The following is a 16,356-nucleotide window of genomic DNA, read 5'->3' as shown; positions in this document are numbered from 1 at the left end:
AACTGCCAGCGGACAAAGAAATGGTTATGCCAGGCGACAACGTGTCGATCACCGTCAAGCTGATCAACCCGATCGCGATGGAAGAAGGTCTGCGCTTCGCAATCCGCGAAGGCGGCCGTACCGTTGGCGCCGGCGTTGTAGCCAAGATCCTGGGCTAATCCCCAGTTAGGCATCAAGATTGCCACCCGGGTGTCCGGGTGGTATAATCCGGATCCTTTGTAGTTTTAAGGTTTTATGTAGGGGCGTAGCTCAATTGGCAGAGCGTCGGTCTCCAAAACCGAAGGTTGGGGGTTCGAGGCCCTCCGCCCCTGCCACCGAATATGGTGCAGGGCACCGAAAGTAAAATATAAATGTCTAATCAATCCGTGCAGACCGTCAGCACGTCGAATGACAAGATTAAGGTTGTACTGGCGATCGCCATTGCAATCGTGGGCGTGATAGGTTTTTATTACCTGTCGGACAAACCAGCTCTGGTGCGCGCAGGTGCACTTGTGGCTGGTTTGGCTTTTGCCGTTTTGATCTTGTGGACTTCGTCGACTGGCCGTGATTTCCTGAATTTCGCCAAAGAAGCCGTTCGCGAGACGAAAAAGGTCGTGTGGCCTACCCGCCGCGAAGCAACCCAGATCACCGGCATCGTGTTTGCCTTTGTGCTGGTCATGGCGTTGTTCCTGTGGGGCACGGATAAGACCTTGGAATTCCTGTTGTACGACATCATTCTGGGCATACGAAAATAATGAGCGAAAATGTGCAAGAAGATGCGGCTGGCGAAGTACCTGCGGTAGAAGCCGCTGCGCCAGTCAGCGTACCAGTCAGCAACAAGCGCTGGTACGTCGTCCATGCGTATTCCGGCATGGAAAAAAGCGTGCAGCGCGCGCTGACCGAGCGGGTTGAGCGCGCCGGCATGCAAGAACAGTTTGGCCAGATCCTGGTGCCGACCGAAGAAGTGGTCGAAGTCAAGAACGGCCAGAAGTCGGTCACCGAACGCCGTTTCTTCCCTGGCTATGTGCTGGTCGAGATGGAAATGACCGACGAAACCTGGCACTTGGTGAAAAACACCTCCAAAGTGACCGGCTTCATCGGCGGCAAATCGAACAAGCCAACCCCGATTCCAGCGCGCGAGATCGACAAGATCATGCAGCAGATGCAGGAAGGCGTTGAGAAGCCACGGCCTAAAGTGCTGTACGAAGTGGGCGAGCAAGTCCGCATCAAGGACGGTCCGTTCACTGACTTCAACGGCAATGTCGAGGAAGTCAACTACGAGAAATCGAAAGTGCGCGTCTCGGTCACGATTTTTGGCCGCGCAACGCCAGTCGAGCTCGAATTCGGCCAGGTCGAAAAAGTATAAATACCGTTCGCCAGAACGGGCGACGGTGTCAAAACCCTAGTGCATCTGGCAAAAGAGGAGCCCCGCCCTGCAGAACACGCATGGTGGGGCGCTACTACTCATATCCAAGATAGGAGCCATCATGGCAAAGAAAATCATTGGTTTTATCAAGCTGCAAGTGCCAGCTGGTAAAGCAAACCCATCCCCACCGATCGGCCCAGCGCTGGGTCAGCGCGGTCTGAACATCATGGAATTCTGCAAAGCGTTCAACGCGCAGACCCAAGGTCTGGAACCAGGCATGCCGATTCCAGTGGTGATCACCGCTTTCGCGGACAAGTCGTTCACCTTCGTGATGAAGACCCCGCCAGCGACCTTCCTGATCAAGAAGCACTCGGGCGTGCAAAAAGGTTCGGCCAAGCCACACACCGACAAAGTCGGCAAGCTGACCCGTGCTCAAGCTGAAGAAATCGCTAAATTGAAAACCCCTGATCTGACCGCTGCCGACCTGGATGCTGCTGTACGCACCATCGCTGGTTCCGCACGTTCGATGGGCATCACGGTGGAAGGTCTGTAATCATGGCAAAACTGTCCAAACGCGCACAAGCTATCAAAGCTAAAGTTGATAGCACCAAGAACTACTCGTTCGACAACGCTGTTGCTCTGATCAAAGAACTGGCCACCGCCAAGTTCAACGAATCGATCGACGTGTCGGTACAACTGGGTGTGGATCCTAAGAAATCGGACCAGGTTGTTCGCGGTTCCGTCGTGCTGCCAGCTGGCACCGGCAAAACCGTTCGCGTCGCTGTGTTCGCTTCGGGCGACAAAGCTGAACAAGCTAAAGCCGCTGGCGCCGACGTGGTTGGTATGGAAGACCTGGCCGAGCGCGTCAAAGCCGGCGACATGCCTTTCGACATCGTCATCGCTTCGCCAGACACCATGCGTATCGTTGGTACCCTGGGTCAGATCCTGGGCCCACGTGGCCTGATGCCTAACCCGAAAGTTGGCACCGTTACCCCTGACGTCGCTACCGCTGTGAAAAACGCGAAAGCCGGCCAGGTTCAGTACCGTACCGACAAAGCCGGTATCATCCACGCGACCATCGGCCGCAAGTCGTTTGCTGACGCAGACCTGAAATCGAACCTGAACGCACTGATCGACGCACTGAACAAAGCTAAACCAGCTTCGTCCAAAGGCGTGTACCTGCGTAAAGTGTCGATCTCGTCGACCATGGGCGCTGGCGTCCGTGTTGACCAGGCTTCGCTGGTAGCTTAAGTTTTAAGTATTAAGACCTTGTGCCTTCCGGCATGAGGCAGTTCTTTGGGATGGCTGCTGTGCAAGCAGCAGCCGCAATCAAAGACCGTTGGGCTGGATGCATCAGGTAGGCATCCGGTTAATTGAATGTCTCACCCAACGCAGATGGTGTTCCCGATCAAGTTTTGCAGTCCATTGGACTCCTAACCTCGGACGCCGTTGTTCGAACCGATGGCCGGCAATTCAGCTGGCTATCATTTAAGGAGATTGACCGTGGGTCTCAATCTGAATGACAAAAAGGCCGTCGTCGCCGAAGTTTCCGCAAAAGTAGCAACTGCGCAAACTATCGTCGTGGCCGAGTATCGTGGCATCCAGGTTGCTCACTTGACGCAACTCCGTGCCAAAGCGCGCGCTCAAGGCGTGTACCTGCGAGTGTTGAAAAACACCCTCGCACGTCGCTCCGTTGAAGGCACGCAATTTGCCGCCCTGGCAGACAGCATGACCGGTCCGCTGATCTACTCGATCTCGGACGATGCCGTTGCAGCAGCTAAAGTCATCGCTGACTTCGCTAAAACCAACGACAAACTGGTTATCACTGCCGGTAACTACGCAGGCAAACAGCTGGATAAAGCAGCTGTTGCAGCGTTGGCGAGCATTCCTAGCCGTGAAGTCCTCATCTCGCAGCTGTTGGGCGTTATGCTGGCTCCGGTATCGGGCTTTGCACGTGGTCTGGCTGCTCTGGCAGCGAAAAAATCCGAAGGCGCTCCTGCTGCTGAAGTTGCAGCAGAAGAAGCCCCAGCTGCCTAATAGGCACGGGTTTTTACCTCAAGTAGCATTCTGAATTAACGTATCAAAAAATTATTGGAGTTTCAAATGGCAATTAGCAAAGACGACATCCTGAACGCAGTGAGCGAAATGTCCGTAATGGACCTGAACGAACTGGTCAAAGCCTTCGAAGAAAAATTCGGCGTTTCGGCCGCTGCAATGGCTGCTCCAGCAGCTGGCGGCGCAGCTGGCGGCGCAGCTGCTGCTGAAGAGCAAACCGAATTCAACCTGGTTCTGACCGAAGTCGGCGCGAACAAAGTTGGCGTGATTAAAGCAGTTCGCGAAATCACCGGTCTGGGCCTGAAAGAAGCCAAAGACGTGGTTGATGGCGCACCAAAAACCGTAAAAGAAGCTCTGTCGAAAGCTGACGCTGAAGCCGCTAAGAAAAAGCTGGAAGAAGCTGGCGCCAAGGCCGACCTGAAGTAATCAGTTGTACCGGCAGCTAACAGCTTACAGTTAGCGCCACGAGCCAAAGCAGCGGATGGTTCCTCTTGAAAAAGAGGAAATATCCGGCTTTGGCTCCTTTGTCGTCTGTGTCGTATTTGTAGCGTTTTCCCGGCGTTACAGTTCCAATTGAATCAGCTGGAAATGGTAGAAGTTTCAGGTTTCGTCTGTGTGACAGACTGCCTTAGCCACACAGGCTAAACCTGAAATTTTTTCCCTTTCTGTCACTCACGGAGTGTCCATGCACTACTCATTTACTGAGAAGAAACGCATTCGCAAATCATTCGCGAAGCGCGCCAACGTTCACAACGTTCCGTTCCTGCTGGCTACCCAGCTCGAGTCCTATCACAGCTTCCTGCAAGAAGACATCGCACCGTCGACGCGCAAGAACGATGGCCTGCAGTCGGCCTTTACCTCGATTTTCCCTATCGTTTCGCACAATGGCTTTGCGCGTCTCGAATTCCTGTCGTACGTACTGGGCGATCCTGCCTTTGACGTCAAGGAATGCCAACTGCGTGGCCTGACGTTCGCGTCGCCGCTGCGCGCCAAGGTACGTCTGGTGATCCTGGACAAGGAATCGCCGACCAAGCCGGTCGTCAAAGAGATGAAGGAACAGGAAGTCTACATGGGCGAACTGCCTCTGATGACCTCCACCGGTTCGTTCGTGATCAATGGTACTGAGCGCGTTATCGTTTCGCAGCTGCACCGCTCCCCAGGCGTGTTCTTCGAGCACGACCGTGGCAAGACCCACTCGTCCGGCAAACTGCTGTTCTCGGCCCGTATCATTCCTTACCGCGGCTCGTGGCTGGACTTCGAGTTCGACCCGAAAGACATTCTGTACTTCCGCGTCGACCGTCGCCGCAAGATGCCGGTATCGATCCTGCTGAAAGCCATCGGCATGTCGCCGGAACAGATCCTGGCCAACTTCTTCGTATTCGACAACTTCCACCTGCGCTCCGAAGGCGCGGAAATGGAATTCGTCGCCGAACGCCTGCGCGGCGAAGTCGCGCGCTTCGACATCGTCGATCCGAAGACCGGCAAGACCATCGTCATGAAAGACAAGCGTATCAATGCCAAGCATGTACGCGACATCGATGGCGCCGGCCTGAAACACATCTCGGTACCGGAAGACTACCTGGTCGGCCGCGTGCTGGCCAAGAACATCGTTGACGCCGACACCGGCGAAGTGATCGCCAACGCCAATGACGAGCTGACCGAAGAAGTGCTGGCCCGCCTGCGCGACGCCAGCGTGACCGATATCCAGACCCTGTACACCAACGATCTGGACCAGGGTGGCTACATCTCGCAAACGCTGCGTATCGACGACACCGCCGACCAGACCGCTGCCCGTATCGCCATCTACCGCATGATGCGTCCTGGCGAACCGCCAACCGAAGATTCGGTGGAAGCCCTGTTCAACGGCCTGTTCTACAGCCCGGACCGTTACGACCTGTCGGCAGTGGGCCGCATGAAGTTCAACCGCCGCATCGGCCGCGATGAACTGACTGGCGCCATGACGCTGTCGAACGAAGACGTGCTGGCCGTGATCAAGATCCTGGTGGAACTGCGCAATGGCCGCGGCGAAGTCGACGATATCGATCACCTGGGTAACCGTCGCGTACGCTGCGTCGGCGAACTGGCTGAGAACCAGTTCCGCGCCGGCCTGGTGCGTGTTGAGCGCGCCGTGAAAGAGCGTCTGGGCCAGGCGGAAGCCGACAACCTGATGCCGCACGACCTGATCAACAGCAAGCCGATCTCGGCCGCGATCCGTGAATTCTTCGGTTCGTCGCAGCTGTCGCAGTTTATGGACCAGACCAACCCGCTGTCGGAAATCACCCACAAGCGCCGTGTATCCGCTCTGGGCCCTGGCGGTCTGACCCGCGAACGCGCCGGCTTCGAGGTGCGCGACGTGCACCCGACCCACTACGGCCGCGTGTGCCCGATCGAAACGCCTGAGGGCCCGAACATCGGTCTGATCAACTCGCTGGCACTGTACGCCCGCCTGAACGAATACGGCTTCCTGGAAACCCCATACCGCAAGGTGGTGGACTCCAAGATCACCGACCAGATCGACTATCTGTCGGCCATCGAAGAAGGCCGCTACATCATTGCTCAGGCGAATGCCAAGATCAATGAAGCTGGCCAACTGGTCGATGAGCTGGTGTCGTCGCGTGAAGCCGGCGAAACCATTCTGGTCTCGCCAGAGCGCGTCCAGTACATGGACGTTGCGCCAGGCCAGATCGTGTCGGTGGCAGCATCGCTGATTCCATTCCTGGAACACGATGACGCGAACCGTGCACTGATGGGCGCCAACATGCAGCGTCAGGCTGTGCCTTGCCTGCGTCCTGAAAAGGCGCTGGTCGGTACCGGCATCGAACGCACCGTGGCAGTCGACTCCGGCACCACCGTGCAGGCAGTCCGCGGCGGTATCGTGGATTACATCGATGCAGGCCGTGTGGTGATCCGCGTTAACGACGACGAAGCGCAAGCTGGCGAAGTCGGCGTGGACATCTACAACCTGATCAAGTACACCCGTTCCAACCAGAACACCAACATCAACCAGCGTCCTATCGTGCAGGTAGGTGACCGCGTCGCCAAGCATGACGTGATCGCCGACGGCGCATCGACCGACCTGGGCGAGCTGGCGCTGGGCCAGAACATGACCGTGGCCTTCATGCCATGGAATGGTCTGAACTTCGAAGATTCGATCCTGATCTCGGAAAACGTCGTGAAAGACGACCGCTACACCTCGATCCACATCGAAGAGCTGAGCGTTGTTGCACGCGACACCAAGCTGGGCGCGGAAGAAATCACCCGCGACATCTCGAACCTGGCTGAGAACCAGCTGGCGCGTCTGGATGAATCGGGCATCGTCTACATCGGCGCTGAAGTGCAAGCCGGCGACACCCTGGTCGGTAAAGTAACGCCTAAGGGCGAAACGCAGCTGACCCCGGAAGAGAAGCTGCTGCGCGCGATCTTCGGCGAGAAGGCTTCGGACGTCAAAGACACCTCGCTGCGCGTGCCTTCGGGCATGGTCGGCACCGTCATCGACGTGCAAGTGTTCACCCGCGAAGGCATCGTCCGCGACAAGCGCGCGCAACAGATCATCGACGATGAACTGAAACGCTTCCGCCTGGACCTGAACGACCAGATGCGTATTGTGGAAGGCGATGCCTTCCAGCGTCTGGAAAAAATGCTGATTGGCCAAGTGGTCAACGGCGGTCCGAAGAAGCTGGCCAAAGGCGCCAAGATCACCAAGGAATACCTGGCGGATCTGGACAAGTATCACTGGTTCGACATCCGCCCTGCGGAAGACGCATCGGCGACCGCGCTGGAAGCGATCAAGGAATCGATCAACGAGAAGCGCCACCAGTTCGACCTGGCCTTCGAAGAGAAGCGCAAGAAACTGACCCAGGGCGACGAGCTGCAGCCTGGCGTGCAGAAAATGGTCAAGGTCTACCTGGCCGTTAAACGCCGCCTGCAGTCGGGCGACAAGATGGCGGGCCGTCACGGTAACAAGGGTGTGGTTTCGCGTATCGTGCCAGTGGAAGACATGCCATACATGGCGGACGGTACGCCGGCCGACGTGGTGCTGAACCCGCTGGGTGTGCCATCGCGTATGAACGTGGGTCAGATTCTGGAAACCCACTTGGGCTGGGCAGCAAAAGGCCTGGGTATCCGTATCGGCGAAATGCTGGCGCAGCAGATCAAGGTCGAAGAGATGCGCAAGTATCTGACCACGGTCTACAACGAAACCGGCCGTCCGGAAGATCTGGACAACTTCGACGACGAAGAGATCATGAAGCTGGCGCACAACCTGAAACGCGGTGTGCCATTCGCAACGCCGGTGTTTGACGGTGCGCATGAGTCGGAAATCCGCCGCATGCTGGATCTGGCTTACCCAGACGAGATCGCTACCCACCTGGGTATGACCCCGTCGAAGAATCAGGTCACCATGTACGACGGCCGCACTGGCGAAGCCTTCGAGCGTAAAGTGACCGTGGGCGTGATGCACATGCTGAAACTGCACCACTTGGTGGACGACAAGATGCACGCGCGTTCGACCGGTCCATACTCGCTGGTGACGCAGCAGCCGCTGGGCGGTAAAGCCCAGTTCGGTGGCCAGCGCTTCGGTGAGATGGAGGTGTGGGCACTGGAAGCGTACGGCGCATCGTACGTGCTGCAAGAAATGCTGACCGTGAAGTCCGATGACGTGAATGGCCGTACCAAAGTGTACGAAAACCTCGTCAAGGGCGACCACGTGATCGATGCCGGCATGCCGGAATCGTTCAACGTGCTGGTGAAAGAGATCCGTTCCCTGGGTATCGATATCGACCTGGAACGCAACTAAGACACTGGCCGCCGCCCCGCTGGCCATCGCCGGCGGGGCAGTTTAAGAATTCATCACTACCTGGAGTGATACATGAAAGCACTGCTCGATCTATTCAAGCAAGTACAGACGAACGAGACCTTTGACGCGATCAAAATCGGTCTCGCCTCGCCTGAAAAAATCCGTTCGTGGTCCTACGGCGAAGTTAAAAAGCCGGAAACCATCAACTACCGTACCTTCAAGCCAGAGCGCGATGGTCTGTTCTGCGCCAAGATCTTTGGCCCGATCAAGGACTACGAATGCCTGTGCGGCAAGTACAAACGCCTGAAACACCGCGGCGTGATCTGCGAAAAATGCGGCGTCGAAGTCACGCTGGCCAAGGTGCGCCGTGAGCGCATGGGCCACATCGAACTGGCTTCGCCAACCGCCCACATCTGGTTCCTGAAATCGCTGCCGTCGCGTCTGGGTATGGTGCTGGACATGACCCTGCGCGATATCGAACGCGTGCTGTACTTCGAAGCCTATGTCGTGACCGATCCAGGCATGACCCCGCTGAAAAAGTGCCAGATCATGTCGGAAGACGACTACGCCGCCAAGTACGAAGAGTACGGCGACGACTTCACCGCCTTCATGGGCGCTGAAGGTATCCGCGAACTGCTGCGCTCGATCGACATCCACCGCGATGCCGAAACCCTGCGCGTGGAACTGAAGGAATCGAAGTCCGAAGCCAAGATCAAGAAATACGCCAAGCGTCTGAAAGTGCTGGAAGCGTTCCAGCGTTCGGGCATCAAGCCTGAGTGGATGATCATGGAAGTGCTGCCGGTGCTGCCACCGGAACTGCGTCCACTGGTGCCACTGGACGGCGGCCGTTTCGCGACCTCGGACCTGAATGACCTGTATCGCCGCGTCATCAACCGTAACAACCGTCTGAAGCGTCTGATGGAGCTGCGTGCTCCAGAGATCATCACGCGTAACGAAAAGCGCATGCTGCAAGAAGCAGTGGACTCGCTGCTGGACAACGGCCGTCGCGGCAAAGCGATGACCGGCGCCAACAAGCGTCCGCTGAAATCGCTGGCTGAAATGATCAAAGGTAAGGGCGGCCGCTTCCGTCAGAACTTGCTGGGTAAACGCGTCGACTACTCGGGCCGTTCGGTGATCGTGGTGGGTCCACAGCTGAAACTGCACCAGTGCGGTCTGCCGAAGCTGATGGCGCTGGAACTGTTCAAGCCATTCATCTTCAACAAGCTGGAACTGATGGGTCTGGCGACCACGATCAAGGCCGCTAAAAAGCTGGTCGAGATTCAAGAGCCAGTCGTCTGGGACATCCTGGAAGACGTGATCCGCGAACACCCGATCATGCTGAACCGTGCACCAACCCTGCACCGTCTGGGCATCCAGGCTTTCGAGCCGGTCCTGATCGAAGGCAAGGCGATCCAGCTGCACCCACTCGTTTGCGCGGCATTCAATGCTGACTTCGACGGTGACCAGATGGCAGTCCACGTTCCGCTGTCGATCGAAGCACAGATGGAAGCCCGCACCCTGATGCTGGCTTCGAACAACATCCTGTTCCCATCGAACGGCGAACCGTCGATCGTTCCTTCGCAGGATATCGTGCTGGGTCTGTACTACGCGACCCGCGAAGCGATCAATGCGAAAAACGAAGGCATGCTGTTCCCTGACGTGTCGGAAGTCATCCGTGCCTACGACAACAAGCAGGTTGAACTGACCACCCGTATCACGGTGCGTATCGTCGAGAATCCTAAGGATCTCGAAACGGGCGAATTCGTCCGTACCGTTACCCGCTACGAAACCACGGTTGGCCGTGCCATCCTGTCGGAAATCCTGCCGAAAGGTCTGCCTTTCTCGGTGCTGAATCGCGCGCTGAAAAAGAAAGAAATTTCCAAGCTGATCAACACCTCCTTCCGTAAGTGCGGTCTGCGCGCGACGGTCGTGTTTGCTGACCAGCTGATGCAGTCGGGCTTCCGCCTGGCAACCCGCGCCGGTATTTCGATCTGCGTCGACGACATGCTGGTACCGCCACAGAAAGTTACGCTGATTTCGGCTGCAGAGTCCGAAGTCAAACAGATCGAGCAGCAGTACGCTTCGGGTCTGGTGACCGCTGGCGAGCGTTACAACAAAGTGGTCGACATCTGGGGCAAAACTTCCGACGAAGTCGGCAAGGCCATGATGGACCAGCTGAAAGTGGAAGACGTCATCAAGCGTGACGGCACCAAGTCGACCCAGGAATCGTTCAACGCGATTTACATGATGGCTGACTCGGGCGCACGTGGTTCGGCAGCACAGATTCGCCAGCTGGCGGGTATGCGTGGTCTGATGGCGAAACCGGACGGTTCGATTATCGAAACGCCGATTACCGCGAACTTCCGCGAAGGTCTGAACGTGTTGCAGTACTTCATCTCGACCCACGGCGCTCGTAAAGGTCTGGCGGATACGGCACTGAAAACGGCAAACTCGGGTTACCTGACCCGTCGTCTGGTCGACGTGACCCAGGATCTGGTGGTCATCGAAGACGATTGCGGCACCAGCAACGGCACCGTGATGAAGGCGATGGTTGAGGGCGGTGAAGTCATCGAAGCCCTGCGCGACCGTATCCTCGGCCGTGTGGCAGGCACCGACGTGGTCAATCCTGAAACCCAGGAAACCCTGTACGAAGCCGGCACGCTGCTGGACGAAGACATGGTTGAAGAGATCGAGCGCGTGGGCATCGACGAAGTCAAAGTCCGTACCCCGCTGACTTGCGACACGCGCTTCGGCCTGTGCGCCAAGTGCTACGGTCGCGATCTGGGCCGCGGCATGCTGGTCAACTCCGGTGAAGCCGTCGGTGTGGTGGCAGCGCAGTCGATTGGTGAGCCGGGTACCCAGCTGACCATGCGTACCTTCCACATTGGTGGTGCGGCATCGCGTGCAGCAGTGGCATCGTCGGTCGAAGCGAAGTCGAACGGTACCATCCGTTTCACCTCGACCATGCGTTACGTCACCAACGGCAAGGGCGCGCAAATCGTCATTTCCCGTTCGGGCGAAGTGCTGATCACCGACGACCATGGCCGTGAGCGCGAGCGTCACAAAGTGCCGTACGGCGCGACTCTGATCGTCAAGGATGGCATGGTCATCAAGGCCGGTACTGCACTGGCAACTTGGGATCCGCTGACCCGTCCGATCATCACCGAGTACGCTGGTACGGTGCGTTTCGAGAACGTCGAAGAAGGCGTGACCGTGGCCCGTCAGGTGGACGAAGTGACCGGTCTGGCTACCCTGGTGGTGATCGATGCGAAGCGTCGTGGTTCGCTGACCAAGACCCTGCGTCCACAGGTCAAACTGCTGAACGAAGATGGCAACGAAGTGAAGATCGCCGGCACCGAACACGCTGTAGCGATCGGCTTCCAGGTTGGCGCGCTGATCATGGTGAAAGACGGCCAGCAAGTGTCCGTGGGTGAGGTTCTGGCGCGTATCCCGACCGAATCGCAGAAAACCCGTGACATTACCGGTGGTCTGCCACGTGTTGCCGAACTGTTCGAAGCACGTTCGCCGAAAGATGCGGGCATGCTGGCGGAAGTGACCGGTACTGTGGCCTTCGGTAAAGAAACCAAAGGTAAGCAGCGTCTGGAAATTACCGACATGGACGGTAACAAGCACGAGTTCCTGATTACCAAGGATAAACAAGTGCTGGTCCACGATGGCCAGGTGGTGAACAAGGGTGAGATGATTGTTGACGGCCCAGCCGATCCGCAAGACATCCTGCGCCTGCTGGGTATCGAAGCGCTGGCACGCTACATCGTTGACGAAGTGCAGGACGTGTACCGTCTGCAGGGCGTGAAGATTAACGACAAGCACATCGAAGTGATCGTGCGTCAGATGCTGCGTCGTGTTCAGATCGTCAATGCCGGCGACACCAACTACATCGTTGGCGAGCAGGTTGAGCGTTCGGAACTGCTGGACGAGAATGATCGCGTTACCGCAGAGAACAAGATTCCTGCGACCTACGAGAACGTTCTGCTGGGTATTACCAAAGCGTCGCTGTCGACTGACTCGTTCATCTCGGCCGCATCGTTCCAGGAAACCACCCGCGTGCTGACCGAAGCAGCGATCATGGGCAAACGCGATGGTCTGCGTGGCCTGAAAGAAAACGTCATCGTTGGCCGTCTGATCCCAGGCGGTACCGGTCTGGCCTTCCACCGCGCTCGCAAAGAGAAAGAGCAGTGGGAAGTCGAAGAGCGTCAAGCGCTGCTGGCAGCTGAAAAAGCCGCCATGTCCGGCGGCGATGTGGAAGCAGCCGAAACGGTTGCCCCGCACGACGGCGAAGCGTAATCTAAAGTCGCATAATAAAAACGGCACCTTCGGGTGCCGTTTTTTTTCGTCTGTGCTGTGGCCGCTGCCTATATATCCATGCCAGAAAGTTGAGCGCTCATGCTAAGATTTGGCTATGATCGCTCAAGCCCTCTTCACCCCTGCCCAGCAGAAACTGCTGGGCTTACTGTTTGTACGTGTTAACCAAGGATTTCACTTGAATGAGATCATGCGGCTGACCGGCCTGGGCAGTGCATCAGCACAGCGCGAACTGAAGCGGCTGCATGAGTCGGGCGTGATTGTGTCTGAGCGGATCGGCAATGTGCGGCGCTTCAAGCCGAACAAGGATTGCATCGTGTTTGGTGAATTGAGCGGCCTGGTGAAAAAAACCTTTGGCCTGGTGAGCGTGTTGAATTCTGCGCTGGCGCCGTTGCAACATGTGCTGAATGTGGCGTTTGTTTATGGCGCCACCGCCAAGGAACAAGAGAATATGGATACGCCGGTTGAATTGTTGCTGATCGGCGATAACACCAGCTATGGCGAATTATTATCCCGCCTGCCGGTGGCCGAGCGTTTATTACGCCGCAAGATCAATCCTAATCTTTATTCCATTCCCGATTTTAAACGCCGTCTGCGCGAGCAGCAGCCATTTATTCTGGAAGTTTTACGCGGTCAAAAGATTTATGTTTTGGGCGATGAAACGGATCTGGAAAAAGTCAGCGGCGAAGAAGCCAACCAGCAAATGCTGGGATAAGGCCGCCGTCGTTCCCGCGCAAGCGGGGCCCGATACTCAGCATGGGGCCCGTTTGCGCGAGGACGACCTTAGCGCTGGCTGGCGATCCAGTGATCGACTTTCTCTTCCAGCAGCGCCAGCGGCACCGTGCCGTCGCCCAGCACCACTGCGTGGAAGGCCGGCAGGCTGAACTTGTCGCCCAGCGCCTTCTCGGCGCGCGCGCGCAGTTCCTGGATCTTCAGCGAACCGACTTTATAGCCCAGCGCCTGGCCCGGCCACGCCATATAGCGCTCGGTTTCACTCTTGGCGTAGTCGGTATAGCCCAGTGTGTCCTGCATGTACTTGATGCTTTGCTCGCGGGTCCAGCCCTTGGCGTGCATGCCGGTATCGACCACCAGGCGGGTGGCGCGCAGCAGCTCGTCGTTCAGGTGGCCGAAGTATTGCGCCGGATCTTCAAACAAGCCCATCTCCTTGCCCAGCGTTTCCGAATACAGCGCCCAGCCTTCGGTGAAGGCATTGTTGCCGCCGAACTTGCGGAAGTTCGGCAGGTTCAGCTCCTGCATCAGCGCGATGTGGAAGTGGTGGCCTGGCTTGCCTTCATGCAGGAATAGCGTGGTCATGCCGGTGCTGCCGTATTTGGTCGGATCGTTGACCACCGACCAGAACACACCCGGACGCGAACCGTCGCCGGCCGGCGCGGTGTAGTGGTCGGACGCGGTGGCACGGCTCAGCTCTGGTTCCAGGCGCAGGTCCAGCTTGGCCTTCGGCAGCAGCGTGAACATGGCTGGCAGCTTGGTGTCCAGCACATCGTTCAGCTTGTGGAACACGGCCTGCACTTCATCCTCAGTTTTGAACGGGAAGAACTTCGGCTGCGCCGCCACCCATACCGGCAGGCCGGCGGCGGGACCGCTGTAGCCCAGTTTCGGACCCAGCACCTCAAATTGCGACTGGATGCGCGCGACTTCTTTCAGGCCGATGGCGTGGATTTCATCCGGTTTGAGCGACGTAGTGGTAGCGTTGGCGACACGCGCCTGATACCAGGCCGCGCCGTCCGGCAGCGCACCCAGGCCGGTCGTGGTGCGGCAGGCCGGCACATATTCTTTTTCCAGGAAGGTCGCCAGGCGGGCGATGGCCGGCATTACCTTGTCATGGATGGTCTTGCGGTAGGCGGCGGTCAGGCGCTGCTTGTCGGTGTCGGAGAAGGAGGCAGGCAGCTTGCTGATCGGCGTGTAGTAGATGCTGGCTTCCGGCGTCGCGCTGACCAGTTTCTGGAACTGCGGCAGGCCGGACACCATGATGGCCTTAGGCTGCGTGATGCCTTTCTTCACGCCCAGACGCATATTGGAGATGGCCTGATCGATCCACGCTGGCATCTGCGCCAGGCGGCTCAGGTAGGCATCGTATTCCTTGACTGTGCCGATAGGCTGGGAAGCCTCGCCGCCGGCGTAATTGGCCAGGGTGACCGGTACGCTGTCCATCTGGTTGATCGGCAGCAGATGCTCGGGGAAGCGCTCCATCGCGATCAGGCCGTTCAGCTCGTACTTCAGGATGTCGTAGTTGATGCGGCCTTGCTGATCCAGCTGGTGCGGGCTGATGGCTTGCAGGCGCTTGGCGAAGCTGCGGTACAGCTTGAATTGTGCGGCGCGCTTGGCCGGCGAGATGCTCAGGCCCAGCTGATCGTCAAAGCGGTTATCGCCGTTCTCGGTGGCGCCGATGGGTTCGAAGCGGGCGACCGCGTTATAGTAGTCGTCGGCAATCGCCAGCAGGTTTTTATTGGCCGAGGCGGCCACTTCGGCGCTGACCTTGCCGGCCGGCACGGCGGCATGGCCCAGCGGGGAAAAAGCGAATGCCAGCGCAGCGGCGATAGGGACGAGGAGGGGGCGGCGAGAAGTCATGTCTGTCCTTGATGTAACTTAGTTGGCCGCTAGCATAAGCCATCAAGGACCAGGCGCGGAGACAAATTTGTATCAGGTCGCCGCTTCGGCAAAACGGCTCTCGTACAGCGCCGCCACCAGGTCGGATTGGGTCACAAGACCGACGAAGCGCTGCTCTTCGTCGACGATAGGGATGTGATGGAAGCCGGAGTCGGCCATCAGCGGCACCAGGTCGACAATCGGCGTATCGACCCGCGCGGTGGTCGGGTGGTGGGTCATGATCTGCCCGACCACCTCGGCTTTTTCGGTGTGGGTTACGCCGCTTTTGCGTAGGAATCCCTGCAGTTGCTGGCGGATGCCGCCATAGCTGTCCAGTCCCCCGTGGTTGAGGAAGTCGGTCTGGGTGACGATGCCGATGATGCGCCGCGCCCGGTTCAGCACCGGCAGGCACACCACGTGGTGCTTGCGCATTTCCTGCCAGGCCACTTCCAGCCCGGTGCCGAATTCGGCGCTGACGATGTCGCGCGACATGATGTCGGCGCAGTTGATGATGCCGAAGCGGCGCTGGTAGGCGCGCTGCTCGGTCTGCATGAACAGCGATTCCAGGTCGTCGCGGCTGATGTCCAGCACCTGGTTGTGCTGTTGCAGCACCGCGTCCAGGTCTTCCGGCTTGAAGCCGAGGCGCACGGTCGGCACCGCATCCTTGGTGGCGTGCGGGTTGGCGTGGGCGTTCTGCTGGACATGCGGATAGCTGCGGCCAGTCAGATTGTTATAGGTAATCGCCATCAGCACCAGCAGGATCGAATCGGCCATCACCGTCATCAGCACGAATTCATAGCCAGCCGCGTGCACGGCCGGGCCGCCGATCACCGTGGTCAGCGCTACCGCGCCGCCGGGCGGGTGCAGACAGCGGGTGACGAACATGGCGGCAATCGCGCCGCCGCAGGCCAGGCCGGCCAGCGCGGGCAAGGGCAGGCTGTCGCCGAACCAGTGCACGCAGGCGGTACCGGCCAGGCCGCTGACGACATTGCCGCCGACCACAGACCACGGTTGCGCCAGCGGACTGCCCGGCAGCGCGAACAGCAGCACCGAGGACGCGCCTATCGGGGCGACCAGGAAAATCGCGGCATGGGTGTTGTGCAGCAAGGCATGGCTGAGCAGGGCGGTCAGCATGATGCCGAGCAGGGCGCCGGCGGAAGCGCGCAATTGCTCGCGGCGATTGGCGGTGGGGGCGCTGGGCAGCCAGCTTTCAAAGAAGGCGCGCATTGAT

11 protein-coding genes, 1 tRNA gene and 1 pseudogene are annotated in these 16,356 nt (G+C 58.3%); 11 read left to right on the top strand and 2 right to left on the bottom strand.

Features of this window, described 5'->3' with window-relative positions; translation table 11 throughout:
- The 11 genes and pseudogenes from KW842_RS25515 to KW842_RS25465 all read left to right on the top strand — a co-directional run.
- Positions 1-158: pseudogene (locus KW842_RS25515) on the top strand (elongation factor Tu); the annotation flags it as partial.
- An 80-nt stretch (positions 159-238) separates the two neighbouring features.
- A tRNA-Trp gene (locus tag KW842_RS25510) sits at positions 239-314 on the top strand.
- A gap of 36 nt (positions 315-350) precedes the next feature.
- The gene (gene secE, locus KW842_RS25505; protein ID WP_090192332.1) at positions 351-734 is read left to right on the top strand and encodes a preprotein translocase subunit SecE; all 384 of its coding nucleotides are present in this window, start codon (positions 351-353) and stop codon (positions 732-734) included.
- Positions 734-1,345 (top strand): transcription termination/antitermination protein NusG, encoded by a 612-nt coding sequence (gene nusG / locus KW842_RS25500; protein WP_218306926.1) that lies wholly within the window; start codon positions 734-736, stop codon positions 1,343-1,345. The genes secE and nusG overlap by 1 nt, the downstream gene beginning before the upstream one ends.
- Positions 1,346-1,466: 121 nt before the next feature.
- Positions 1,467-1,898, top strand: coding sequence for a 50S ribosomal protein L11 (gene rplK, locus KW842_RS25495; RefSeq protein ID WP_218306925.1), 432 nt, complete (start codon positions 1,467-1,469; stop codon positions 1,896-1,898).
- 2 nt (positions 1,899-1,900) lie between these two features.
- Positions 1,901-2,596, top strand: a complete 696-nt coding sequence (gene rplA / locus KW842_RS25490) for a 50S ribosomal protein L1 (protein WP_218306924.1) — start codon at positions 1,901-1,903, stop codon at positions 2,594-2,596.
- A 252-nt stretch (positions 2,597-2,848) separates the two neighbouring features.
- Positions 2,849-3,382 carry a 50S ribosomal protein L10 gene (rplJ, locus tag KW842_RS25485; RefSeq protein WP_218306923.1) on the top strand — a complete coding sequence of 178 codons (534 nt, stop codon included), beginning with the start codon at positions 2,849-2,851 and terminating at the stop codon, positions 3,380-3,382.
- Between the two features lie 66 nt (positions 3,383-3,448).
- Positions 3,449-3,826, top strand: coding sequence for a 50S ribosomal protein L7/L12 (gene rplL, locus KW842_RS25480; RefSeq protein WP_072789264.1), 378 nt, complete (start codon positions 3,449-3,451; stop codon positions 3,824-3,826).
- A 259-nt stretch (positions 3,827-4,085) separates the two neighbouring features.
- Entirely contained in the window at positions 4,086-8,195 is a 4,110-nt protein-coding gene (gene rpoB / locus KW842_RS25475; protein WP_218306922.1) for a DNA-directed RNA polymerase subunit beta, read from the top strand.
- Between the two features lie 72 nt (positions 8,196-8,267).
- Positions 8,268-12,500, top strand: coding sequence for a DNA-directed RNA polymerase subunit beta' (gene rpoC, locus KW842_RS25470; protein ID WP_218306921.1), 4,233 nt, complete (start codon positions 8,268-8,270; stop codon positions 12,498-12,500).
- 115 nt (positions 12,501-12,615) lie between these two features.
- Entirely contained in the window at positions 12,616-13,233 is a 618-nt protein-coding gene (locus tag KW842_RS25465) for an ArsR family transcriptional regulator (RefSeq protein WP_218306920.1), read from the top strand.
- 68 nt (positions 13,234-13,301) lie between these two features.
- On the opposite strand, the gene KW842_RS25460 is transcribed toward KW842_RS25465, so the two are convergent.
- Both KW842_RS25460 and KW842_RS25455 read right to left on the bottom strand, forming a co-directional pair.
- Positions 13,302-15,107: a DUF885 family protein gene (locus KW842_RS25460; protein WP_218306919.1), complete on the bottom strand. Its 1,806-nt coding sequence runs from the start codon at positions 15,105-15,107 to the stop codon at positions 13,302-13,304.
- 72 nt (positions 15,108-15,179) lie between these two features.
- Positions 15,180-16,352, bottom strand: a complete 1,173-nt coding sequence (locus KW842_RS25455; protein WP_218306918.1) for an HPP family protein — start codon at positions 16,350-16,352, stop codon at positions 15,180-15,182.
- Between the last annotated feature and the right edge of the window lie 4 nt (positions 16,353-16,356).

Origin of the sequence: Duganella sp. sic0402, assembly GCF_019219065.1 — a bacterium.
GTDB lineage: Bacteria > Pseudomonadota > Gammaproteobacteria > Burkholderiales > Burkholderiaceae_D > Rugamonas.
Note: the sequence above shows the minus strand (reverse complement) of the source record. Positions and strands in the feature narration are given on the sequence as shown.

What these genes read in the sequence shown, in the direction of transcription:
- KW842_RS25460 (WP_218306919.1), bottom strand. Translation starts at nt 15,107, where the DNA reads ATGACTTCTCGCCGCCCCCTCCTCGTCCCTATCGCCGCTGCGCTGGCA.
- rpoB (WP_218306922.1), top strand. Translation starts at nt 4,086, where the DNA reads ATGCACTACTCATTTACTGAGAAGAAACGCATTCGCAAATCATTCGCG.
- nusG (WP_218306926.1), top strand. Translation starts at nt 734, where the DNA reads ATGAGCGAAAATGTGCAAGAAGATGCGGCTGGCGAAGTACCTGCGGTA.
- KW842_RS25455 (WP_218306918.1), bottom strand. Translation starts at nt 16,352, where the DNA reads ATGCGCGCCTTCTTTGAAAGCTGGCTGCCCAGCGCCCCCACCGCCAAT.
- secE (WP_090192332.1), top strand. Translation starts at nt 351, where the DNA reads ATGTCTAATCAATCCGTGCAGACCGTCAGCACGTCGAATGACAAGATT.
- rplA (WP_218306924.1), top strand. Translation starts at nt 1,901, where the DNA reads ATGGCAAAACTGTCCAAACGCGCACAAGCTATCAAAGCTAAAGTTGAT.
- rpoC (WP_218306921.1), top strand. Translation starts at nt 8,268, where the DNA reads ATGAAAGCACTGCTCGATCTATTCAAGCAAGTACAGACGAACGAGACC.
- rplL (WP_072789264.1), top strand. Translation starts at nt 3,449, where the DNA reads ATGGCAATTAGCAAAGACGACATCCTGAACGCAGTGAGCGAAATGTCC.
- KW842_RS25465 (WP_218306920.1), top strand. Translation starts at nt 12,616, where the DNA reads ATGATCGCTCAAGCCCTCTTCACCCCTGCCCAGCAGAAACTGCTGGGC.
- rplK (WP_218306925.1), top strand. Translation starts at nt 1,467, where the DNA reads ATGGCAAAGAAAATCATTGGTTTTATCAAGCTGCAAGTGCCAGCTGGT.